Genomic DNA, 24,262 nt, shown 5'->3' on the forward strand with positions numbered 1-24,262 from the left:
CTTAGTATTGTAACACTCGTCCAACTCCTTCTGCATACTTTGAACTTTTGGTAAGCCTAAAAGGAAAATTATTGAAAATCGATTCAGCAAAATCATCATCTGTGTCCAAATATTTAAATTCTAGGACACAATTTCTATAATCAAGCATTTTTTCGTTAAATGAATTATTAGAGGGGTCCAGCCTGTAAAACTCCAGATCGGAATCGATTGTAATTCTAAACTTATGATCTGGAGACTCAAAATATTTTCTACAATAGCGGTTTAGAATCGCAAATTTCAATGACTTAAGATATTCAACTATCAAATCAGGGATCTCTGACATTGCAAAGATTTCTTTCTGTAAGCTGAAAGAATAATTATAGTCAAGACAAAATGAGTTAAGAGGGAAACTGACCTTTCCCCCTAAAAGACCTTTTTTAACTTTAAATTCTAAAACTGGATTTTCGATGAATCCGAATATCTCTCCATACCACCTGATGCGGGCTTTTAATCTTTCATTGCATCCATCAATATTATCAAAATAATGAGACATACTGTATGTATCAAGATAAATGTTGTTTATATAACGTGGGGGGTAGCATTCGATAAACATTGCAGGATGAGTCCGGACAATCGATTCAACTTCATGTAAACTCAATTCGCTAATTATGGATTTTCGTTCGTATCTGTAGCTTGCAGGCTTCAACATTTCATGTATCATGTTTAATCCCATTATACTAATTTTAAATAATAAGAATAATTAGGGGTATCTGATTCGCCATATAAAGTGTCATAGACGTGTTTGTAATTCCCGGCAACTTCATTCCCGTCTATCACTAAACTTGAATCAACTTCAATAATAGAAAGGATTTTCACATTATCATTATCAACAGAGGAGACAAAGATTCTTGCCGGTCCAAACTCGGGTTTTTTCTGATAGGCAACAAATCCAAGGTTGCATGAAGAGATTTTCACGTCATTCAAGTTCACAGAGGATTGGTCTTTACTGGCTATCGCAACATCACAGTTGTTTATTTCTATCTGGTCAATTGTTAATTGACTTGATTCCCCTGCACTCACTCCTTTATCACCCGTACCATTTACAAAACATCTAGAAATATATAAATGGGCTCCTGAGAAATCTAGTGCATCATTTCCACAATTAATAAAGGAGGAATCATATATGGTACCCTTTCCAAAGTCATCATCAAGAGCGTCTGCGAATGTATTTTTGAATAGGGTATTCTTGATCGTATACTCAGATCTCACAAGATCCAACATATCATCCCCAAATTTATTATCCAAGAACTGGCAGCGATCAATATCCACATCAGAGTTATAAAATGTGATTGCTCCACTAAGTTCCCAACCAGCATGGGAAGGAGCTGAAAGGTTGCTGAAAACCACTTTACTTAAGACTGATTTCTCATCAGCGTTTAATACAACAATCCCTTTTCCTGTCGAATCAGAAGATGTGATAATAATCGGATTGTTCGCATCCCCAAAGAGCTGAATAGGAGAGTATGAAATGATTGTAGCATTGTTTCTTAAGTCCAGTTTTGTAGGCTGGTGAGCCCAGCATTGAACTACATAACCTTCAGGTATGATCAAACTGCGGTTTAATTCCCATGCCCCTGAATTTAGGATCATTGTTTTTTTGGTCTCATCAATAACCAAAAACTCAAATTCTTCTGCGTTTGGAACCTGCCGGATCAAGTCAATAGTTGAGAAGTCTTCTGATATACGAGACCATTGAAACACGGATTCATTTCTTAAAAGGCTGTGTCCAAGGATTTTGTAATTCAATTTTAAGTCCTGAGCGCATTGATCAGACCATATAAAGCCATCTGGGAGTATAAATTCAATTTTTTGATACTGAATTGGTTCAGAAGTTGACTTTCCCCATAGAATATTTGTTTTTTCTTTGGGACCAAAGACTGTTGATCCATTGCAGGTGACACTTAAAATTTCAAGAGGCATTGATTGTATGTTACCTACATCAAGGACAATTGTCCCATTTGCTGTATTCTTGTCGAAATAGGCATTCAAACCTTTTACCGGATTAAGTATACTGTCAATTTGGAGCTGGTTTTTATAGAAAACATCTTTTGGGAAATAATAAAAAGGATTATCTCTGTGAATTATATTTAAATTTTTCTGTAATTCATTACCCTGCTCGTTAAATAAATCATCCAGATATACTTTTTGTGAGACACGCTCAAGTTCCTGCACGTATTTTTCGAAAAATGCTGCATCTTCAAAAAGTGTTTTTTTATATTGGTCATAATATAGGGAATCATCCATACAGGATAAGCCATTAAAAAATCCCGCGCCACTATCAAAACCTATTGGTTCTAATTTGGATGTGATTGGATTATAATAATATCTGCAATTATGCCATCTTGTACCGTGTGTAGCTCCCATCAAATCCGAAATCGCAAAGAATCTAGCAAGTTTTTCAATATCAAAAACTTCACTTGTTTTCAAATTTCCATTTCTGAAAGACTCAAGTAAATCTTTTGCTTTTATGAATTGTTCAAATTTCACAGGGTCTTCCATAATTTTGCTTGATTGAAAAGCATCGATATCACTTGAAAAGTAGATTTCTCCATCACTGACCTCAGTACCTTTCAAAACATTTTCCCAAAATATGGCTTCATTGAAACGAACTATCGGACCTTCTCTATAATTACTATGTTCAATAATTCGTTTATCGAAATGCTCTTCTAAAGCAAAAATACCCTCATGTTTCCCATTGATCGTAACGTCAATGAAAGAATATCGGGGAGCAATAATTTCTTCTCTTCGAAGAGCTTGCTGGAACACCCACTCATTAAGGTAGTTCCGTGTCTTCGGATCTTGAATGGAAAATATCTTCATTCCAAAAAGAGTGTCATCACCTTTAACTTCGATTCGATAAGACCATTTATCTCCTATTAAATGATCTGTCCAATCACCTTTAAGCCTTAATTTTACATCGACTGTCTGATCATTATAATGTATCTTTGCAGGCACATAATCATCATCTGATGATATGAGAACCCCTTCAGCCAGTGCGACTTCTCTTTTGTATGCCAGCTTCTGGAAATCATTGTTCTTTATATCAATTGTTATCTTTTCAGAACTGGATGCGAGTCCATTTACATAATTTACTGGAAGTCTATAATTTTCATGTAAAATGTTAGATAGCACAATCTTTACTTCACTGGGATCCAAACCGACAGCGTGTAGTATTTTTGTAGCCATCTCTTCAGTATACGGCGATGGCTCGTCAAGTGTTCCGAAAAAACCTGAAATCTCCATTCCACTAAGAGAACCTGCAAGGAATACTAATAAAATAAATACAAAATAAATTTTTTTGCTGGATGTATATATATGCAACTTGGAAATTATCCTAAGTCCTTGGTCATCATTCTTTTTTATTTGCATCTTAAGCCCGCCGGATTCTACCATCCTTGTTTAATACGTACTCTGATGATCAAGGAAAGTGATTTTTATTGATTTAGAAAGTTTATTCAACTCATTTTTGAATAATTCTATTTGTTCAAAATTTTCAAACTTCACCAAAAAAGTTGACTCCAACATATCATTTGTCTCATCAAACCTCTTCAAATTCACAGATATGCAATATTTATTCAAACTTGATACTATTTGACTCAGTTCTATTTTATTTGGGGACTGGCTTAAAATTGTCAAATACAGATTTTGATCGAATTTCGGGTCATAAATATATTTTTTCCTCAAAATTATTATAGTGAGTATCGCCAAAGTAGCAACGATCGTAATAGTTCTTTGATCTGCACCAAGACCTAAGCCTATTGCAATGTTAAGGAAAAGAAATGCAAGTTCTTCAGGTTCTTTAATTGCAGTTCTGAATCTTACAATAGACAATGCACCTACAAGACCTAGAGAAAGGGCCAGTGATGACTTAACTACTGTGATTATGAACATAGTTGTCATTGAAATAATTACAAAGTTTTTTGCAAACATCCTTCTATTGGAAAGAGCCGTGCCATAATGGATATATACTTTTCCTAAAATTAATGTTAAGATAGCAACTATTACTAAGTTGACTATGAATCCCCCAACAGGTACCTGATAACTCTGAGTTGATAAAAACTCCTCAAATGTAGGCATGTTTGTTTGCAAACTTATTCCTCAAAATGATTTTGTAGATTACTTTGAAACGAAAATAAACACTTTCTCACTTCATAATTGTAGGCTTTATATATTTTTTACTGTTTTATTCGATATTTCCAACAAAAGATCTCAAATTAGCTCTGGAAATCGATGTTCTAATTTGAGATCCCTACCATAAAAGAGACTTTTTTGAAAAGTATTATATAGTAATATATTTTAAATAACAGATGAATAGGGGTTAATTTATGCATTTCCTTATGACTAATGATGTGGAATGCTTTTCAATTCCAAATAAAGGAATCGACTTGAACATTGCAAATGAAATCTATAATGTTGGGATTAAGAGTTTGCTTGACCTTTATGCACATTACGATGTAAAAAGCACTTTTTATTTTACAGGAATAATGGCTGAAACTGTTCCAGAAGCAGTTGAATTAGTTAAGTCTCATGGACATGAAATAGGATGCCATAGCCACAGTCACTCAGAAAGTAAATATCTTGATACCCTGAGTTATGAGGAACAAAAGAATGAATTAAAAAAAGCAAAGAAAGTAATTGAATCAATATCTGGAAATATCTGCTCTTTTAGAGCACCTTCTTTAAGGATGAACGAGGATACTGTCAGAATACTCGAGCAATGTGGATTTACATCAGATAGCTCGATGTGCTCCCAAAGATTTGATGGACCATTTATATTTGGATCCAGAAGAGAACTAAAAACAAAATGGTTGTTTGCTCATCGAAAACCATATTTTTTATCATATGAATCTTTATCAAAAAAAGGGAATTCAAAAATTTTAGAGATTCCAATATCAGCATCGTTATTTTCATACAGTGGCAATACAATGAGAAGAAGTCCTTTTTTATTTAAACTGCTACAAAAACAATTATTTTATGAATCAAAAAAAATAGAAAAACCATCAGTTTTCGTATTTCATCCACACGAATGTTTAGATTATAAGAACAAAACAAATTTAACAAAAGAGAATAGAAATATATCCAAATATTATATGAGGGATATGATAAAATATCAACTTAAATCAAAAAATTTGGGAGTAAAATCATTGGAATTATTAGATAATGTTTTGAAATGCGCAGCAGAATATGGTTTTGAGTTTGTAAGTGCAAGTGATTACGAAAAAGAATATAAAAACAAGGGAGTTGGTGATTAATTTGGAAATTTCTGAACTTCAAAGGGGGGATGAGGAGGGATACGAAAGTTACATCTTTAACTCAGATCAGTCGACTTTTTATCATCAAATTGGTTGGAAAAATGTAATTAACAAATCATACGGCCATAAGCCACATTATTTAATTGCAAAGCAAGATGGCATTATAAAAGGGATTCTACCTTTGTTTTTAGTCAGAAATAAACTTGTTTCTTTACCCTTCTCTCATTGTGGAGGATCATGTGCAGACGATGAATCTATAGAAAACATGCTTCTCAATAAAGCAATAGAAATAACAAGGGAACGCAAATTGGATTATTTGGAGTTAAAGCAATTTATCAAAAAGCCTAATTTATTGACGAAATATAACTATATAACTTTTTTCATACCATTGGATGAAGGCATAGACAGCCTATGGAAAAAAACGAGGAAAGGAGCTAGGCGTTCAACAAAAAAAGCAATTAATTATGGAGTCAAAGTTTCAATTGGTGCCGAATACCTTGATGATTTTTATATGTTGTATGCCAAAAGGAACAAAGAATTGGGCAGCCCAATTCACAGCTATACTTTTTTTTACAACATATTGAAAGAATTCCCCAATAGTGCAAACATAGAAATTGCAAAAATTGGAAATGAAATTATAGGTACAAAATTTATACTTATTTTCAAAGATAGGATCATTTCTGCATGGGCAGCATCAGATACAAAATATAAAGAATATAATCCGAATAGTCTCCTAACATGGGAATTAATAAAGTATGGATCCGAAAATAATTTCTCTTGTATTGACTTTGGGCGTAGTGAAAAAGATTCAGGTACTTTTAATTTCAAAAATGGGTGGGGCGGCGTCATTCCACAGCAACTTTATTATCAATATTATTTAAACAAAGCTACAAAATTGCCGGATGTCAGCAAATCAAATACAAAACGTAAAATATTCGCAATTTGTTGGAGAAAAATTCCGCTTTCAATAACAAAAACATTTGGTCCGGAATTAAGGAAAAATTTTCCTTAAAATTAACATAGATTGAGGATGAAAGATGAAAGTAATCGTAGATGTAGGCCATCCAGCAGATGTTCATTTTTTTAGGAATATTATTCAAAACCTGGTTGATGACGGACATGAAATAAAAATAACTGCTAGACGTAAAGATGTCGTCGTAAATTTACTTGATGCAAATAATTTCAAATATGAACTCATAGGTGGATTTGGAAAAACAATGGCAGAAAAAGTTCCTCAGTATCTCAAGAAGAGTGTAAATTTATATAAAATTGTTACTAAATATAAACCGGATATTTTAATTGGATTTGCCAACCCATTTGTTGCTCAAATCGGATGTTTGACAAATACTCCATCAATAGTTTTTACGGACACAGAACATGCAAAGTTAGCAAATATTTTAACATTCCCATTTGCCACAAATATTTGCACTCCAAAATGTTATCGAGGGAGTGTGCCATCAAAGAAGCACATTACATTCAACAGTTACAAGGAAATGGCATATTTACATCCCGACTATTTTCAACCAGATCCACAAGTATTAAGAGATCTTAACTTAGGTGAAGGTTCACGATTCATCATACTAAGATTTGTTTCATGGGAGGCTAGCCATGATATTGGGCAAAGTGGATTTATAAACAAAGAAGAATTAATAACTAAACTTGAACGCTATGGCAGAATATTAATCACATCTGAAAGTAAACTCAGCAAGGATCTTGAACAATATAGAGTTTCTGTTCCACCTGAAAAAGTTCACGATTTATTATATTATGCTACGATGTATATTGGAGAGGGCGCAACAATGGCTTGCGAGGCCGCAATTTTAGGGACACCATCCATATATGTCAATACACTTAGAGTAGGTTATTTAGATGAATTAGAAGAAAAATATGGTTTAGTATATAACTTCTCAGATCCAAAAAATGGGCAAAGAAATGCCTTTGATAAATCTGTAGAGCTATTGAAAGATGAAAAGTTAAAAAATAAATGGTTGAAGAAAAGAAAAATAATGATTAGTGATATGGTTGACGTCACAAAATCACTTAAACTTTTTATTGAAAAGTTTCCTGTAAACATAAAAAATGCTAGTGAAAAGTTGTAAACCTGAGTATTTGTTTGAAGGGCAGGGCAATGATAGTCTCAATACATCAACCAAATTATCTTCCCTATTTGGGCTTTTTTGATAAAATGAAAAAATCAGACGTATTTGTAATATATGATGATGCACAGTTCAACAAAGGGGATTTTCACCATAGGAACAAAATCAGAATCTATCATGGATGGAAATGGCTAACGGTTCCGGTAGAGAAGAAACGCATACCAATCAACGAAATAAAAATAAAAAAGGAATTAAATGATTGGAAAGGTGTTAACTGGAGTGAATCTCATTTAACAAATATAATAGACAATTACAAAGATGCTCCTTACTTCGCAACTTACGAAGACGAGCTTGAGAAAATATATAATATTACATATAAAAAGGTTTTTGATATAAATATGTCACTAATCCTGTTTTTGAAGAAAGCTTTTGACATAGATGTAAAGATTGTATTTTCAAGTGATTTAGTCAATTCAGAAAATGTAAGTCCCGATTCAAGATCTTCTGAAAAATTGTTTGAAATTGTGCAGGCACTCAATGGTGAGATTTATCTTTCAGGACCTACTGGACGTGATTATCTTAATGAAGACATATTCACAAAAAATGGAATAGAAGTGAATTTTCAAAAATTTGATCATCCTGTTTATGCACAAAATTATGAAGGATTTGTACCTAATTTGGCAGCTGTGGATGCATTGTTCAATTTAGGGGAAATGCCAAAATGATAATTAAACATTTAGAGAAGGAAATGGTTTTAAAAAATTTGGATGATTTAATAAAAATTGATAGAGAAATTCCAGACGATCCTTGGAAAATAGACAATTTTCTTATCGATTTGGACCGTAAATGGGAGTTTAGCCTTGTTGCGCTAGAAAATAGCCACATAATAGGTTTTTTGATCTGTTCTTTGAAAAATAATCAAATACATATACATAGAATTGCGGTATTAGCGGAATATCAGAATAAAAAAGTAGGGAGTGCATTGATAAGTAGTTTATTTGATGAGTGTTATGAGCATAACATAAAAAGAATAACACTAAAAGTTAAAAATGTTAATTCTGGAGGCCATAAATTTTACAAAAAATATGGATTTAAAATAATAGGGGTAGAAAATTCAAGATATATTTGTACAAAAGAGTTTGGGTGATTTTTATGCTACTGAAAGAGAATCTTAAAATATTAGCAGTTGGTGCACATCCAGATGATATTGAACTTGGATGTGGGGGAGTTTTACGAAAGCATACGCTTCGTGGGGACGAAGTAACTTATATCATAGCCACTTATGGAGAACAAAGTGGAGATAAAGAGAAAAGAAAATCTGAGGCTATAATGGCATCAACATTAATGGGTGTTAATAAAATTCATTTTTTAAATTTACCAGACACTATGATAAGACATGATGGGCATACTGTTAGTATGCTTGATAAATACATACAAGATAAGTATTCTATTGTATACATTCATTCACCGAAAGATTATCACCAAGATCACGTAAATATTTCTAAATCAGTTCTATCAGCATCACGTAGCATGAAGAGTAGCATTTTTTTCTATGAAACGCCCTCTACTACAATTGAGTTTAAACCAACATTATACATAGATATTAGTAACGTCTTTGATGAAAAGTTGAAATATATAAGGCAATTCACATCTCAAAAAAGAAAAGAATATATGGAAGAGCAAGCAATTACTGGGTTAGCACAATACAGAGGATACAGTTTAGGAATTAAATACGCAGAGGCATTCGAGGTGGGGAGGCTGAGATTATTTGAGAGATGAAAATATAAGAAGTAAACAAAAGAGATATGTTATTACAACGCCAGTAAAGAACGAGGAAAGATATTTGCCAAAACTCATCGAATCAATAATAAATCAAACAGTTAAACCCTTATTGTGGATTATAGTTGATGATAACAGTACTGATCAAACACCAGATATTATAAGAGAAGCAACAGAAACAAATGAATGGATTCAAAGCATTCAATTGAAAGAGGGTACAAGAGATCGTGGTGTACACTTGGCAAATGTAATAAGAATCGGCTTTGACTTTGCTTACACATTTTGTAATGAAAATAAAATGGATTTTGATTATATAGGAAATGTGGACGCAGATCAGGTATTTAAAGATACATACTTTGAAAAATTGATAGAAAAATTTGAAAATGATGGTAAATTGGGGGTAGCAAGTGGTAGCGAATGGTGGATGAATGGAAAAAAAACGGTATATCTCAAGGGCCGCTATCCTTCAGGAGGAAATGTATTATATAGGAAAGAATGTTATGAAGATTGTGATGGTATTCCTATATCTAAGGTATGGGATAGTGTGATGAACACCAAAGCTGTGTTAAGAGGATGGAGTATTAATCGATTTGATGATAGCAAGGTATTCTTAATCAGAGGTTATTCTTATGCTGATGGATTATGGAAGGGATATAAGTCATTTGGAGAAAGTGCATATATTATAAATTACAATCCACTTTATGCATTAACTAAAGGATTAAAACTATTATTTATAAAGCCTCATTATATAGGACTTGCATACATATATGGATATTTAAGTAGTCTGATACTAAGAAAAAAACAGATAGATGACAAGGAAGTTAAACATTATTTTCAGCATATAAGACCACAAGAGGCGAGACTATATTACATAAAGATGTTAAGGACAAAACTAAAAGGAGATACGAATAACTAGAGATAATTGTAAAGATTTGACAAAAGAAGAGGACGGACAAATAAAAAGTTGTAGTGATATTATACGATGTTTTTTATGTGCGATATTGGATTATTTTTCAGACTGCCTGCCCATTAGATGTAAAGTGCAAGAGAGCTGCCATAGAGATTTAATTAATATATTCAGGGCAATATAGCCCATGTATTCTTCGGACCTTTAAGAAAATAACAAAAAGAATAACTGATCCTTCCCGATAAAAGAAAATTGTCCAAATATAGGGATAGAATGAAACTTATTAATTACAACAAATATTTGATTATAGTTTTATTAGCCATATTAAACTTAATTATAAGATATCCATCGATACCACATGAAATGGGCAATGACTCATTTTCGATACATATTTTAGCAAATTCTATTACCGAATTTGGAAGTGCATTGTGGTGGCTAAATGCATTATCAATTTTTGGGATGTACCCATATTCATATGCAAGTGCATCTCCATTTGTGCTCTCAGGCATATCACAAACGGCAAACTTTGAAGTTGAATTCTCGATAAGAGTATTTGGCGCTATACTTGGATTCTTTAGCATTTTTTCAGCATACTTACTAGCTGAAGAAATATGGAATAATAATATTTTTAAATCCCTTGTTGCTTTTGTCTTTTCTCTTAGCCCAGGAGTCTTAGTTTTTACTACTTGGGATGCGAGTGCTCGGGGTCTTTTTATAGTATATCTACCTCTATTTTTATATCTTCTTTTAAAAACCCGTACACAATCAATAAGATACATCATACTAACTGTCATTTTGTTTATACTTTTGATGGCAACTCATCATCTCTATTACTTAACCATACCTGCCATTTCAAGCTATATAATATGTGTCATATTAAACAAGTTAAATCAGCGTTTTGGTTTTAGGACATCAAATGATTTCTTTGATATAATGTTAATTGTAGGGCTGCCGATATCACTTTTTTTTCCATTTATATCAGGTTTCTTAGTAGAAACGACCAAGTATAATGAACTGTATATGATGGCTATTAATAACACACGTTATACTGGAATATTATTATTTTACAGTTTTATAGGTTTGATTTATCTCTTGTTCAAAAGAAACAAATTTTTTGAAGACTATTTTTTATTAATTTTTATGTTGTTTTTTGCACCGTTGCTTTATATACAGACATATGCACATTATTTTATTATTATATTTTCGTGCATATTTATTGGCTTAGCTATAACAAATATTGTGATTTCAGATCACAAAAAGCGAAATTATGCGTTATCGATACTAATCATTAGTCTATTAGTTTCTGTAGGTTTTTCTGGACTATATCAACATTGGAGAACAAATCTTGCGGATAAACAAAATAATGAATGGTATATGGATGAGAGTGCATACGCCGGATCGGTATGGATAAAGGAAAATATCGATAAAAATCAAAGATTAGTCGGCAATGATAACATAATGTCTAAAAGAATGTTTGCCATTTCTGAAGTGCCAATTTTCCTCGAAGATGTAGATATTAGTATGTTAATTTATGGATTTGCAGATATAAATAATACCCCTATACATAAAAACTCTTTTATGTCACTTGCCTTTTATAAAGATAACCCATATGTAATTCAACAAGGTTTTACCCAGGTGGGATGGCATAGAAATATGCTACAAGATCTGTCAATTGATAGTCCGCGTGGGAAAGGAATTGTTGAATATTTTAATCTATCTTATGTAATAGAAAATACACAAATACAAAAAAACTGTTTAATCACATCTCTTTATAATAATAACAATAATTATTACGACAATGGAAAAATTCGACTGTGGTGGATTGGGTGAAGTTGTAAAGTCGTTTTTGCAAATATAGTCAACTCAGCAATTAATTTCACTTTTTATTTGTTCATTAAATGTTTTCATCCAATTCTTAGCAAACGATTTTGATTTAGCTAATTTTGTATATTCGTCTCTGATTAACTCTCTAACCTAAAATAGGTTCATATGACCCTTTCATCCTGCTTTCGGCACCTAAAGTTTAATTTTTTCATTTATATATGAGTTCAATGAAATCTAAACTCTTAGCGATTATTTATCAAATCCGATTTTGAATATTATATACATTCCTTTCCATCGATTGGGCCTGATTTAATCCCCCGAAAACATCTTCACTCTTTTTCATACTTTTTTGATAGCTACCACTATTCAGTTGAAATGTCAAATTGAGGTGTTATACCGCCTTCTTTTTCCACCTCCTTTGATTAAAGGTAGATATTTTCATATTCCTCCCCCAAGAGACCCAATATTTTCCAATGAAGCTCTTCCATATTTAGTACTTCATACTCCATTTCCCCTTCTTCTTGAGTAAAAAGTTCTGTTATTCCCTGGAAATAGGTTCATATGACCCTTTCATTCCTCTAGTTACTGATTTTCAATATCAATTTTTTTCTTTTTTTCTTCATCATATGATTTTATTATCTCTACATATTCATTGACTACATATATCGGGAGCCCCGTAAGAAATGCCATATCCCATTCATTGTATCCAGCTGTATAGAGCTTTTCTATACGTGTTCCATCTTTGATGTATCGATCTACAGACTCTGGAGTATGATCTATCAACCGCGCATTTTCTGAAGTAGGAATCTTTTTCTTGTAATTATGGAATGCTAATCTCTTATGAGTTAAGGATTTTCCCATGTCCATTTCAGTACCAGCTCTTGGAATGACCTTTTTTGTCTTTTTTTCATAACTTGTAACGTGATTGGAAATCATGGCACATGACACCCTTAACAATATAGCGATATCCGTTTCTGTAAGCACGCCTCCTTGTTCCTTTTTTTCAGTGCATAACCTAGCTATCAGTTTCTCTATCAATTCGTTTTTCTTTACCTTCGTGATTCTGTCCTCAATATCTTCAGGGCTTATCAAGGTTAATGTGACAGGGACAAGTTGCATATCGCTCAACTTTTTACTCTTTGAATACTTCTGCCCTGCCTTTAACACAAGCCACCTCATTTGACCTGGACGAACAAATTCTCCTCGTAGATAGTATTGGTCATTCAAGTCAACAATTTTTTTAGCGAACAGTTTGACTACATCAGGACCACCAATGTATCCAAATTCAGTCGTTATCAGGTTGAACAGGCTTGTTTCATAGGTTTTTGCCGCAGAAGGACCATATGCTTTTCTATACCAGTCCTCTTTCACATTCTCATCCCCACATTTTTTTTGAAACTCATTGGCGAATCATAAACAGTTAAGTTATTTATCAGCTCTTCCACTCTTTGTTTATAGTTCCCGTCCTTGTATTTTATGAAAAGTTCCTGGTACTCTTTTACCAACCGTTCTGAGATTCCAACGATTAATCGGATATTGTCTATTGATTCCTCTCTCTGTGTAAGAATAGAGACACGAGAAAAGTCTTTGATATAACGTTCTATGCTTTGCAAAGAATGTCTTGTTGATCTCTGGATCTCAGTTGACGTGTATCCTTTCAGATATAGCTCTACAATTTTTGATTTATGTGATGAAGGACCAATGTCTTTGACTATACCTCTTAGGGGGACATAAAGTCCTTTTTCTCGGAAGCATTTTATGTCCCGTTTTATAGTGCTGTAACTGCTTTTGAGAAGTTTTACAAGATCTTTGATTGTCAAAAGAGCATTCTGGTCTCTGGCCTCTTGTGTGATCCTGAGCGATACGTGTTGTCTGTATGCCGATAAACCAAATTTCTCGTAGACATCCATGTCTTCAGGAGCATCTAATGTCAGGATAATCTCTACGTGCTTCGAATCAAGAATAGATTTGCCAGGACCTTCTTCATCAGATATGGCAAGATAAAGAAGTTGACCGTTACAAATCCCAGAATTCTCATTTTGAAAGAAACCTTTACCCAGATCAACTACTGCGTCTGCAATTATTGGGGCAAAATTGAATCCGTTTATCAAACGAAGACGAAACATTTGTTCCTTCGTCATCCCACTCGTTAGAACATATATATCGTTCATATGAACCGCCTATAGTACATTTAGGTACTGGGGTCATATGAACCAATAGCAATTTGACATTTCAACTGAATAGTGGTAGCTATCAAAAAAGTATGAAAAAGAGTGAAGATGTTTTCGGGGGATTAAATCAGGCCCAATCGATGGAAAGGAATGTATATAATATTCAAAATCAGATTTGATACATAATAGCCAAGAGTTTAGATTTCATTGAACTCATATATAAATGAAAAAATTAAACTTTAGGTGCCGAAAGCAGGAACCATTTGTCCATTTGACATAATGTCGGCAGACCCATTATGACCTGATTCTATACCTTTTGGTTTGAGCGTGTCAACCTGTTTTCGCTCATTCTGCTTCACGATTCTTACGATGGTTCACTTTGCGTTCTTCATAGTATTCTTATCCTAACCAATTATCAAAGTCAGGCTCCTTGATTTCTTGATATTGTCTTGTGAGCTTCACACACAAACGTTGCCATTTATGCATGTCACAGTAGGATTACCTCAAATGGAAGAGGTAGCGTTTCCGCAATTCATAGTATAGCTTCTTGTCGCACCTGCCGAAAGCAAGTAGATACGAAAAAATTAAACTTTAGGTGCCGAAACAGGAAGGATTGTGAATTGGGGAATTTTAAACCGCCGAAAATGGGGAATTCTTAACCGCCGTTGACAGTTTTCCTTAGTTCCGCATTTTTAAGAGCATAAATGTCTTCTGATGCCAACTCATGCGCTTAAACTTAAGCACATTAGGTGCAAGGTACAATCTCTAAACCGCAATCATCTTACCTTACAGATTTGCGGAAAAGCATATCTGCGCCTAAAAAGACGGAACTAAGGGAAGATAACGTTTTATGGATTTCCATAGAGCATCATCAATTTTACGGAATAACATGATTATAAATTTATATATTTTAACTCATGTTCATCTTTGGATATGCTCTTTTTGTAAAACTTTTCTATATTCTTCTGAATTTACAAACTCGAACCCATATTCTTTTGCGCTTTTCAATACTTCTTCCAATAATTTTAGCGATGAGTTGCCTAGATTTTTGAGTTTTAGCCTGTGTCTAATTACATCTGCAAATATATATTCTAGGTTGTTTGAAGTTCTCCTTGTGGTAACCACCTTTCCGTGTATATCCAGACACTCATTAGGATGAAACAGGAATACTACTGGCTTCCCGGTTTTAGCGGCTTCATAAAATATGAATTTCTGGAGGACTCTGTTTATCGTTGGGCTAATTCTCATTGTAGTACCAATATATGGGATAAGGGCCGCAGAAATTGGTATCTCTATCACACCCGAGTTTCCTTTCTTTGTTGGTGAATCATATGACATATTGTAAGGATTTCTCGGAGCATATAGCCATCCAAGTTTGTTTTTTGAGCCAAAAGACATTGGACCATCAAAGCGTTGTGAAGCAATTGAGCTGTCAGTCTTAAATCCTGTTTCTATGAGTGCCCGTACTGTATCATTATTGATGCGTAATGCCGGGGCTCTAAATGAACTAATTCTGCCTCCAATGGCTTCAATAGCATCTTTGGCCCTTTGCAATTCTATAATCTGCTCCTTATATTTTAAACTATCAAAAGCGCGAAAAGGTGAATGATCATATCCATGGCATCCAATTTCGTGTCCATACTCTTTTACCAACTCGATAGATTCAGGGGATTGTTCAGCAAACATCCCTGTAAAATAGAATGTAGATAATACATCATACTTTGATAGCAATTCTAAAAGGCGAGGAAGTCCAACATTGTATATTTGGTCTGGGATATTTGGATCCTCACGATTTAATTGAATTGAGTGATGTTCTACGTCATTAGTCATTAGGAAATACATTTTCTCCTCCATTTAGTTATTAATGTCATCTATTAAGTTTTAATAATTTTTTTATAACTGCAATCTCTTCACTTGAAAAAACGTTTAGTTTCAACAATGATGTACTATAAACAAGAGATGCAAAAAATATAATTACAATTATATCAAAATCTGTGCATTCTTTTAAATAACAAATGAATATACTCATAATTAAACAAGCTTCTACGGGTTTAATTGAAATTCTATGTATTGGATGGCTTTTAATATTCTTCGAAACACAGTGGTAGCTTATGATGAAGAATGTTAGTTCTGTTGCAAGAGTTGCTATACTTGCTCCTGTATAATTATATTGTGGGATTAATAAATAATTAAGTACTACATTTATTAAAACACATACCCCCATGTTCAAAGTGGTTAGTTTTTGCTTATCTATTGATATTAATAATGATGTTAATAAGTAATTTATAGAAATAAAAAGAAGTCCCCATATTAAGATTTTAAGTGCATTTGATGAATCTGAATAAGATGACCCATAGACTAAAAGTATAATCTCATCAGATATTATCGTAGTTCCGAAAACTATGGGTGCCATAAATATTATAATATATTTTAAACATATTTCGTAACTTTTGTTCAAAGTCTCCATTGAATTTTTAAATGACCTTGACATTACTGGATAGAATGAACTAATAAATGCAAATGGAATTAGTGAAAGAGGTTCAGATAACTTATAAGCAGCTGAATATAGTCCAACTGAAATATCATCTTTCATCATCGAGAGCATTATTATATCAATTCGATGGTATATAAGAAGAAAAACACTAGAAAGTGCAATCGGCAGTGATTCTTTGAATAAGAATTTCCACATCAAAAAATCGATATTGTATTTTGCAATAAAAATTTTTTTTGAAAATTCATAATTTAACAGAGTTCTTATGCTTTCTGAAAATAGAAGTATAAGAATTAATTGGAGTAAAGTGCCTTGACTATGAACTGTGTACAATATTAACCAAGCAGATACTAATCTATATATTAATTTTGAAATGATGTCATATTTCATCGTTAAGGTAGTTTGGAACACTGTTCTGTAAGCGTCGCTAAACGACATAAATAACAGCATGATTGATGCAACATGGATACACGTGGTTGTTTCTGCTGGATATCCTATCAATGATATGGTCATTATTGAAAGAAAAATGGCAATTATGGAAAGAGTTAATTTAATAATAAAGGCGTTTCCAAATATAATTGGCATGTTTTCAGAATCTCTCGACATCTCCCTTACTAAAATGTCACCGAGCCCTAAGTCTGTAATAATACCAAAAAAACCTAAATATGCAAAGATAAAGCTATATTTGCCGAAACTTTCAACTCCCAAATATCTAGCTAAATATATTGCAACAATAAATGATATTGACCTATATGTTAGATTTCCCACCAAAAGTACGCCTGTATTTTTGGCAATTTTATGAATTGTAGTCAAAATCTCACCGATCGGTAAAAGCAGTAAATTTTATTGGCTTCAAATCATACATTTATTGCATCTCCAATAGTTATTCTATCTTTTTTATTAGAAAATCTATTTCGCATTATAAGTCCCTTTTTAATGAATTAATATTAAAATTTTGGCTTTGTATTCAGCATTAATGGGGATTCACACCTGGATATAATTACTTTAGTGGAATCGTGATCACAATGGTAACTTGTGAAATGGCTTCTTGTTACAATCCAAGAAGTCGAATTGATTTTTAGAACTTTGACGAATCGTAAACTATTTCTTGAGGTGAAATTTAAAAGATTTAGGTAATTTATTATATCTATACAGAAATAAGGTGTTTTAATGGAACATGAAGCTAAAAATCTGATCCTTATTTTATTAGTAATCGCAATGTTTACGGGGGTTGCAATTGAAGTTAATGAGGGTTCAACTATTTTAGGAGTTGTCCTGTTCCTGGTTTCCGTGTTTCTGCTGACAATGATTGACTTCAAGAACCTAGGGGATTCAGGTCTCCTGAAAAAATCAAAAACCTGTTTTGTTGTGGGGGCTTTCATAGTAGTAGCAGACCTTGCCTATAATTTCAAAAATGGCGGGGAACTTGGGACTCTGGATGTTATGACCGTATTCTTCGGAGCTTCCCTGGTCGGGACCCAGCTCCAAAACCCCCAGATAAACCGGGTCTCCAGGTTTGGTGCGTATATTTCATCTGTTTTTGTTATTCTTTACCTTATCTTTTACACCCTGTTTGCTTTTTTTAACATCGATTTCCTTCACAAGTTCGACCACTACTTCATACTTCTTCCCACAGTGGGAGTTTTAAATATGGCAGGTATTCCTCTCGAAGTGGTTGCAACGGAAACCGTTCGGATAAGCGGAGTCGAAGAAATGACCCTGGTTATCGGAGGGCCCTGTTCAGGCCTGTATTCCATGTTCCTTTTAATAGGGATAGTCTTCGGATACAGCAGAATTGAAAACCTGAATAAAAATAAGACCCTCATGATGCTCGGATTTTGTGTGCTCGTCGCCTACATCTCAAACCTGTTCCGGGTAGTAGTTCTCTATTTCACCGCTTATATGTACGGACAGGAAGCAATGATGCTTGTACACACGCATCTCGGATGGATTATATTTGCAGTAGTTGCAGCTTTTATCATGTATCTGATTGAGCTAAAAAGCTAAAGTTGAAAACTATTTTTTGTGAGGTCTCCGATTCCTCTTTAGACATTTCAATCGCTTTTTTACTTCCCTTTTCGATATTCCCGGTTCCTTATTCAAAACAGGTTGTGCCCTCAAGCTCTTGTTTTTATGACAAAAACAAACTTTATGGAAAAGACAAACGTTTTTGTCATCGGCAACTCAGGTTTTACAATTATCTTTTTACAAAATACTTGAAAACCTGCCTTGAATTTTGGATAATTCTTTTATGGGCCGACAGTAAGCACTTTTGTTGGGGTTTTCTCCGAGTAACCTTTGCAGTAATTCTCATAAAGAATAGGACTGACCCGATATATGCCCCGGCAATACCCCCGTTAATAAGGAAGTTGAAGTCCTTCAATGCAAATGTAACCAAGACTATAATCACGAACAAAAACATCATGTAAGCGACAAAACTCGTTCCCATGGCAAGTTTCCAGCTTTTCGGATCAAAAAATCCCGGGACTCTGGAATACCTTGTAGTTAAAATACCGTTTTCTTTGTAGTTCGAATGGTTGAGGATGTGCATGACCCTGTCCCCGGTATCGGGATGTGTGTCAAACATGGATATGAACATGGCACGGTCTCCTCTGATCCGCTGGGTGTGCGTGCTGAAGAGGTGGAAATGTCCCGGGTTAAACTTGCCGGTGACCGGCTGGAAGGGTATGTAGTTTTCAAGATATTCGAGGTTTTTGGCAAGGAGCTGGGGATTTCTGGTAAGTTTGATGGCAACTTCATCGGCTTCGAGTTCCCTTCTCTGGGGGTTTGTAAGCTGTACCAGGGTTGCCGCGGGGGGGGCTGCGAGGGCTGTTGTTGCAAACCTGAAGAACCTGGGTGCCGGGTCATGGGGCTGCCCGAACCCGGAGAGGATTGAGCCCCACATTGCAAGCTCCGGAAAGAGCATTATCACTCCGGCAAAAAGTGCGGTGACTGTGTTCAGGCTGACATCCCTGTTTTTTATATGTCCTACTTCATGTGCCAGCAAAACTTCCAGGTTCAGGTCGTCAAAGGTTTCAAACATTGATGTCGAAATGGCGATAAAGGCTTTGCTTCCGTTTCCCACCGTAAACATTCCGGGAATTTCTGCTTCGAAGCTGTATAGTTCGGGGGTCTTGACCTGTGCTCTGGAGGAAAGCTCTTCCAGAATCGAGTACAATAAAGGATTCTCATCTCTCTGGATTTTCCGGGCTTTATACAATTTGAGAATCAAGCTGCCGGCTGAAAGGTAGATATAACTGCTCAGGATAAGCATCATGAAAGCTACACTTACCACGACAATGGCGTTTTTTGTAAGCCCTGCGAGCAGGATCAGGAGAGCCGAAGAAACTAAAAAAAACAGAGATGTCCCAAACCTGTTGCTCATAATAACCCCCTTATAGTTTTTTGACTTACGGTTAAAGTTCCGGATTATTGTAACTTTACAAAATCACTTTATTTTTTGAAGCAATCCGGTGAATATATTTACATTATAATCATATTCATATAACAAATATATTTATATCATCTATAATTATTTCATTTAAAAATTAATAACCATTATATAGATAACTTAATGGCTCTTATGAAACTTTCGATTTTAATCTAAATCATTTTTGCAAAAAGTGCCCCCTCAAAAAATGAAATGGGCCTGGAAACAAATTTCTAAAAAAGATTTTCAGAACCGGTTATCTAAAGTTGTATACTATGGTTGTATACTATTATACTACTCTTGATTCTCCTGCGAAAATCTGGTAAATATAATTAGGAAAAGTTATATCTCTTGGTGAATTACTTTATGACATAATGCCAAACTTCAAAAAATGTATTTTTGTTGAAGATTTGCTTGCAGTTACTATTTTTTCATGCCTTGGGGTCCTTTTCGTACTTATCCCTCCATTCAATGAAACTTTTCTCAGGATCCCGATAGCTTTATCTCTCTTTTTTTTCATTCCAGGTTACGCATTTATAGCCGCACTTTTTCCCGGAAATGAAGAAATCAGCGGAATTGAACGCTTTACATTAAGTGTCGGCTTCAGTCTTGTACTCACGGTTTTTGATGGTTTTTTTATAAGTTTGCTGCCCTGGGGTTATCGTCCTGCTCCAATCGTCATATCCATCCTGGGCATGACGGTCTTTTTCAGCATAATTGCAATTTTTACAAGGAAACTCCGGGATGAAGAAGAGCAGTTTTCCTTTTCGATAAAAGAATTCATAGAACAGATCCGCTCTGAAGAAATTAATGAGAATGATGGGGCTAATGAAAATGATGGGTCTCTGGAAGAAACATCTGTTCCTGCAGAAAGCAGGCGTTTTCACAGGTCAAAAAGTAAAGTCAAAGCAAAAGGTCTGAAAGCCCAATCTACCGGTACTAAGTCTAATTCCAATTCTAAATCCAATTCTAATTCCAATTCTAAATCTAATTCCAATCTTAAAGCTAATGCTAAAACCAGAGAAATGCCTCTTCCCCCTGAAATTGAAAAAGCTCTGGTAATCGCCCTTATCGGCTCAATAATAATCGCAAGCGGAATGCTTGTATATGCCAAGATGACCCGTGAAAAGGAAACGTTTACGGCACTGTATCTCCTGGGGCCGGAAGGGAAAGCCGAAGGGTATCCTTCTGAGAGTTTTATCGATATCCCTCTCACAGTTACGGTTGGAATAGACAACCATGAACTTCAGGAAGTCAATTATATTCTTCAGATGAAAGTGGACGGGCAGCTTATTGAAGAATTAAATGTTCCCGTAGTAGACGGGGGCACCTGGCAGGAAAACCTGACCTATACCCGTCAAAAATTGAAAAATGACAGGTCCAAACTTGAGTTTGCACTTTTTAAAGAAGAAGTTGGATACTTCCCTTACAGGTCTGTTCATCTCTACCTGCAGAACAATAACTCCCTCACTCACCTCGGGGATAAGTACGGGGACGTTGCCCGGCTTCCGGTAATTGTAAACGGTGAGATGGAATCTTTTGCAGGCTGGGATTTTGTTTCAAGTACGGAATTCATTAACGGTTCGTATGTAAATGGTTCGGGTGTGGATTCTTCCTTCGCATACCGGATAGTTAATTCATACAGCGGGAATTTTTCCGAATTTACGCAGCATTCCGGATCACTCTCTCAAATTATAGGCTGTCAGGAAAGCACCATGGCAGTGGTTTCGGTCTTCGTGAAAGACAACTTCAGTTCAGGGTCCACTGGTGTGGGGAATACCCAGTTCAAGCAGATCGTTCTGGACAATCAAGTCCTCTGGGAAGCCGGGATCTCCGGGGATGAAGGCTGGCAGCACATTGAGGTCCCGGTTTCCTTAAAAGAAGGCACAAATAATCTGACTCTCCGTTTAATGCAAATAGGAAACTCCGAACTTGTGCCCGTAGAGGTGCTCTGGGACAGTGTTTCTCTCAAGTCCGTTGAGGAACTTTCTCCCTACACGGAAGGGGAGTATCTTGTCGAAAGCATCCCTCCGGTTTCAAAGGTCCTGGACCTTCAGCCTTATACGAACAATGAGACCTTTAAGGTTGAGTGGAACGGAACTGATGAAGGTTCGGGAATTGCCGGGTATAACATTTCCTATAGTGCTGATGGGACCAGCTGGGAGTCCTGGATTTCGAAAACAACTGCAAATTCTGCAATATTTACTGGAAAACCCGGCAAAACGTATTACTTCCGTTCTAAAGCGGTTGACAGGGCCGGGAACTGGGAACCGGGGCATACTGAACCGGACACAAAGACCGCAGTTTACAGTGGGCTTCCGGAAATTACGCTTGATATTACTCCAAACCCGTGCAAGGAAGGCGCATGGTTCACGGTAACCTCTTCAGCGCCTCTTAAGGAGCAGTTCTGTCTTGTCACTACAGAACAAAGTTTGTATTCCAAAAATGTAGAGATGACTTCTTCAGATGGTTTAGTCTGGAATGGTATATATGTAGTCGGGCCTGGCAACAAATATTATGTGGAAGCAGTATGCATCGATACTTTTGGTAATACTATGTCAACTTTTGATGAATTGTTTGTTGACAATTCCCTTTCTGACTTTGAGATCGAAATTACCCCCAGGAATATTGACAAAGGGGAAATTGAAATTAGAGTCACGCCCTCAACAGCTTTAAAAAGAAAGCCTCGCGTTTCCATCTCGGCAAACGAGGATATCGATGTAGTTTACCTTACTTATTCCGAAGACGGGGAATATATATATACGGCAAAAATCAGAAGCGATATAAATGAAGGGACTCACAAAGTCTCCGTAACCGGATATACGCTGGATTCTGAAAAAATGGAAGGTTCAGACTCATTTACAGTCGAACACTTGGACTAAATTTTGTATTAAAATAGTTTTTTATTTATCCGGAGGTTCTGGAGATATGCGCCAGAAGCAAGTTAAGACAAAATAGAAATTAACAGGAATCTTTGTGGACAGGACTAAATTTTATCTTTAGTTTTCTCCTGTATAATCCTTACTCCTGCATATTTTAATTCCAGCTTTTAATTATCTTCCCCACGTCGTAAATATATTTATCAAAAATTGGCTTTACTTCATTATAATAATCTTTTTGTCATTTTGTTTTTAATCAAGCAATTATCTGGAATCTTAACTATTTTTTCATGTTGAAGTTAAATGACCCATATATAAATGGGTGCACATCATCGATTTCAATACACATTTAATTTTTTGTTTTATTCGCCCATTACATTGTCCATACTCTTCGACTATAAAATCTTAATTTATATATTTTTTTTGAACATCCTTTTATACTTTTGAATATATAACATTCCGAAATGATGAAAAACGGTTTTATTTCGGGGAATTAAATAAAAATATTCGAATGCATCTTTACAGATCAAAATCTACAATATTTTATTTTCCCCGGTGACTAAAAAACAACTGGATTAATTTAATTTCATTAAAATTTCCCGTCAAATGTCCCTCAATTTGTCCCATAAACGACTGTCTAAATGAAATTATATTTAATTAAACTCAAATGGAGTAATAAAAGAGCTACTTAGTTGAAAACATACCGGAGGGGTTCCTCCGTGTGGTATAGGGGTTGTTACAAATGAAGAAAATATTATTATTATTGGTAAGTGGATTGCTTGTACTTTCTCTTGCCGGACCAGCAATGGCTATAGGAATAGATTTCCCTCCAAGCAGCTATGTAAACGGTGTGCCTAATGTTTATATCACTCCAGATGGCATTACTGTTACTAAACTATCTACGGTGGTTACTACTAGCGTCGCGGGTGATTACGCCTTCTTGATCGAAACAGACACAGATTCGCTAGAAGCAAGTATTGAGAATCTAAATGGAGGTTCTATCTCGTGGGGTAGTTATACCAGTTCTTCCACCTCGACTATCAATCTAGGGGTAGCTAATTATGATTGCGATTTATATGTGAGAGGGTCCACTGATGGACTTATAACAATATATGCTACAGGTCCTGACGGTGCTGAGCCTCCTCAGGAAGTTGAGGTATTTGTCAAGTCAAATATCCCAGAATTCCCGACCGTCGCTCTGCCGGTGGCAGCCATCCTCGGCCTTGTCTTCATATTCGGGCGCAGGAAAGAGGGATTATAAGTTCTTCCATGAATCCTTCTTTTTTCAAATTTTTCTTTTTTCGTGATTGATGTTTTTTTATTCATCAACGTGGGGTTAGTGTGTGCTCAAAAATACAAAAAGTGCCATTGGTACCTGATAAAAACTCATCTAC

The 24,262-nt window shown here is 35.1% G+C and carries 19 protein-coding genes; 11 read left to right on the plus strand and 8 right to left on the minus strand.

Going from position 1 to position 24,262, the window contains the following annotated elements; genetic code table 11:
* Position 1: 1 nt before the first annotated feature.
* The 3 genes from ACSAZK_RS13895 to ACSAZK_RS13905 are packed head-to-tail and all read right to left on the minus strand — an operon-like array spanning position 2 to position 4,128.
* Positions 2-712, minus strand: a complete 711-nt coding sequence (locus tag ACSAZK_RS13895; protein WP_440954681.1) for a VTC domain-containing protein — start codon at positions 710-712, stop codon at positions 2-4.
* Positions 712-3,432 (minus strand): glycosyl hydrolase family 28-related protein, encoded by a 2,721-nt coding sequence (locus tag ACSAZK_RS13900; protein WP_440954682.1) that lies wholly within the window; start codon positions 3,430-3,432, stop codon positions 712-714. Before ACSAZK_RS13900 ends, ACSAZK_RS13895 begins: the two co-directional genes overlap by 1 nt.
* 6 nt (positions 3,433-3,438) lie before the next feature.
* Positions 3,439-4,128: a DUF4956 domain-containing protein gene (locus ACSAZK_RS13905; RefSeq protein WP_440954683.1), complete on the minus strand. Its 690-nt coding sequence runs from the start codon at positions 4,126-4,128 to the stop codon at positions 3,439-3,441.
* Between the two features lie 248 nt (positions 4,129-4,376).
* Between ACSAZK_RS13905 and ACSAZK_RS13910 the strand changes: the two genes are divergently transcribed.
* The 8 genes from ACSAZK_RS13910 (at position 4,377) to ACSAZK_RS13945 (ending at position 11,903) form a co-directional block, all read left to right on the plus strand.
* Positions 4,377-5,291: a polysaccharide deacetylase family protein gene (locus tag ACSAZK_RS13910; RefSeq protein WP_440954684.1), complete on the plus strand. Its 915-nt coding sequence runs from the start codon at positions 4,377-4,379 to the stop codon at positions 5,289-5,291.
* Complete coding sequence (locus tag ACSAZK_RS13915; protein ID WP_440954685.1) at positions 5,248-6,303, plus strand: peptidoglycan bridge formation glycyltransferase FemA/FemB family protein; 1,056 nt, start codon at positions 5,248-5,250, stop codon at positions 6,301-6,303. The genes ACSAZK_RS13910 and ACSAZK_RS13915 overlap by 44 nt, the downstream gene beginning before the upstream one ends.
* Before the next feature lie 25 nt (positions 6,304-6,328).
* Positions 6,329-7,390, plus strand: a complete 1,062-nt coding sequence (locus ACSAZK_RS13920) for a DUF354 domain-containing protein (protein ID WP_440954686.1) — start codon at positions 6,329-6,331, stop codon at positions 7,388-7,390.
* 14 nt (positions 7,391-7,404) lie between these two features.
* Positions 7,405-8,112 (plus strand): WbqC family protein, encoded by a 708-nt coding sequence (locus tag ACSAZK_RS13925; protein WP_440954687.1) that lies wholly within the window; start codon positions 7,405-7,407, stop codon positions 8,110-8,112.
* The gene (locus ACSAZK_RS13930) at positions 8,109-8,534 is read left to right on the plus strand and encodes a GNAT family N-acetyltransferase (RefSeq protein WP_440954688.1); all 426 of its coding nucleotides are present in this window, start codon (positions 8,109-8,111) and stop codon (positions 8,532-8,534) included. Before ACSAZK_RS13925 ends, ACSAZK_RS13930 begins: the two co-directional genes overlap by 4 nt.
* A 5-nt stretch (positions 8,535-8,539) precedes the next feature.
* Positions 8,540-9,166, plus strand: coding sequence for a PIG-L deacetylase family protein (locus tag ACSAZK_RS13935; protein ID WP_440954689.1), 627 nt, complete (start codon positions 8,540-8,542; stop codon positions 9,164-9,166).
* Positions 9,156-10,082, plus strand: a complete 927-nt coding sequence (locus ACSAZK_RS13940) for a glycosyltransferase family 2 protein (protein WP_440954690.1) — start codon at positions 9,156-9,158, stop codon at positions 10,080-10,082. The genes ACSAZK_RS13935 and ACSAZK_RS13940 overlap by 11 nt, the downstream gene beginning before the upstream one ends.
* Before the next feature lie 264 nt (positions 10,083-10,346).
* Positions 10,347-11,903: a hypothetical protein gene (locus ACSAZK_RS13945; RefSeq protein WP_440954691.1), complete on the plus strand. Its 1,557-nt coding sequence runs from the start codon at positions 10,347-10,349 to the stop codon at positions 11,901-11,903.
* Between the two features lie 576 nt (positions 11,904-12,479).
* Here ACSAZK_RS13945 and ACSAZK_RS13950 read toward each other — a convergent pair.
* The 4 genes from ACSAZK_RS13950 to ACSAZK_RS13965 form a co-directional block, all read right to left on the minus strand.
* On the minus strand, positions 12,480-13,268 hold the full coding sequence (locus tag ACSAZK_RS13950; protein WP_440954692.1) for a DUF1670 domain-containing protein: 789 nt from the start codon (positions 13,266-13,268) through the stop codon (positions 12,480-12,482).
* Positions 13,265-14,008, minus strand: a complete 744-nt coding sequence (locus ACSAZK_RS13955) for a DUF1670 domain-containing protein (protein WP_440954693.1) — start codon at positions 14,006-14,008, stop codon at positions 13,265-13,267. The genes ACSAZK_RS13950 and ACSAZK_RS13955 overlap by 4 nt, the downstream gene beginning before the upstream one ends.
* A 981-nt stretch (positions 14,009-14,989) precedes the next feature.
* Complete coding sequence (locus ACSAZK_RS13960) at positions 14,990-15,922, minus strand: polysaccharide deacetylase family protein (protein WP_440954694.1); 933 nt, start codon at positions 15,920-15,922, stop codon at positions 14,990-14,992.
* 13 nt (positions 15,923-15,935) lie between these two features.
* Complete coding sequence (locus ACSAZK_RS13965; RefSeq protein WP_440954695.1) at positions 15,936-17,372, minus strand: flippase; 1,437 nt, start codon at positions 17,370-17,372, stop codon at positions 15,936-15,938.
* A gap of 357 nt (positions 17,373-17,729) precedes the next feature.
* Between ACSAZK_RS13965 and artC the strand changes: the two genes are divergently transcribed.
* Positions 17,730-18,566: an archaeosortase C gene (gene artC, locus ACSAZK_RS13970; protein ID WP_440954696.1), complete on the plus strand. Its 837-nt coding sequence runs from the start codon at positions 17,730-17,732 to the stop codon at positions 18,564-18,566.
* Positions 18,567-18,756: 190 nt separating this feature from the next.
* Here the strand turns inward: artC and ACSAZK_RS13975 are convergent, their stop codons facing one another.
* A complete protein-coding gene (locus ACSAZK_RS13975) occupies positions 18,757-19,944 on the minus strand; it encodes a M48 family metalloprotease (RefSeq protein ID WP_440954697.1) in 1,188 nt (395 codons plus the stop codon).
* Between the two features lie 419 nt (positions 19,945-20,363).
* Here ACSAZK_RS13975 and ACSAZK_RS13980 point away from each other — a divergent pair, with 419 nt between their 5' ends.
* Positions 20,364-22,871, plus strand: a complete 2,508-nt coding sequence (locus ACSAZK_RS13980) for a DUF1616 domain-containing protein (protein ID WP_440954698.1) — start codon at positions 20,364-20,366, stop codon at positions 22,869-22,871.
* A 739-nt stretch (positions 22,872-23,610) separates the two neighbouring features.
* Positions 23,611-24,129, plus strand: a complete 519-nt coding sequence (locus tag ACSAZK_RS13985) for a PEF-CTERM sorting domain-containing protein (protein WP_440954699.1) — start codon at positions 23,611-23,613, stop codon at positions 24,127-24,129.
* Positions 24,130-24,262: the final 133 nt, after the last annotated feature.

The sequence above is a fragment of the Methanosarcina sediminis genome, assembly GCF_052056915.1.
GTDB lineage: Archaea > Halobacteriota > Methanosarcinia > Methanosarcinales > Methanosarcinaceae > MTP4.

Bases quoted from the DNA above. Each gene is read 5' to 3' on its own strand.
- ACSAZK_RS13895 (WP_440954681.1), bottom strand. From the start codon at position 712: ATGGGATTAAACATGATACATGAAATGTTGAAGCCTGCAAGCTACAGA.
- ACSAZK_RS13900 (WP_440954682.1), bottom strand. From the start codon at position 3,432: ATGGTAGAATCCGGCGGGCTTAAGATGCAAATAAAAAAGAATGATGAC.
- ACSAZK_RS13910 (WP_440954684.1), top strand. From the start codon at position 4,377: ATGACTAATGATGTGGAATGCTTTTCAATTCCAAATAAAGGAATCGAC.
- ACSAZK_RS13920 (WP_440954686.1), top strand. From the start codon at position 6,329: ATGAAAGTAATCGTAGATGTAGGCCATCCAGCAGATGTTCATTTTTTT.
- ACSAZK_RS13930 (WP_440954688.1), top strand. From the start codon at position 8,109: ATGATAATTAAACATTTAGAGAAGGAAATGGTTTTAAAAAATTTGGAT.
- ACSAZK_RS13935 (WP_440954689.1), top strand. From the start codon at position 8,540: ATGCTACTGAAAGAGAATCTTAAAATATTAGCAGTTGGTGCACATCCA.
- ACSAZK_RS13945 (WP_440954691.1), top strand. From the start codon at position 10,347: ATGAAACTTATTAATTACAACAAATATTTGATTATAGTTTTATTAGCC.
- ACSAZK_RS13960 (WP_440954694.1), bottom strand. From the start codon at position 15,922: ATGGAGGAGAAAATGTATTTCCTAATGACTAATGACGTAGAACATCAC.
- artC (WP_440954696.1), top strand. From the start codon at position 17,730: ATGGAACATGAAGCTAAAAATCTGATCCTTATTTTATTAGTAATCGCA.
- ACSAZK_RS13975 (WP_440954697.1), bottom strand. From the start codon at position 19,944: ATGAGCAACAGGTTTGGGACATCTCTGTTTTTTTTAGTTTCTTCGGCT.
- ACSAZK_RS13980 (WP_440954698.1), top strand. From the start codon at position 20,364: ATGCCAAACTTCAAAAAATGTATTTTTGTTGAAGATTTGCTTGCAGTT.
- ACSAZK_RS13985 (WP_440954699.1), top strand. From the start codon at position 23,611: ATGAAGAAAATATTATTATTATTGGTAAGTGGATTGCTTGTACTTTCT.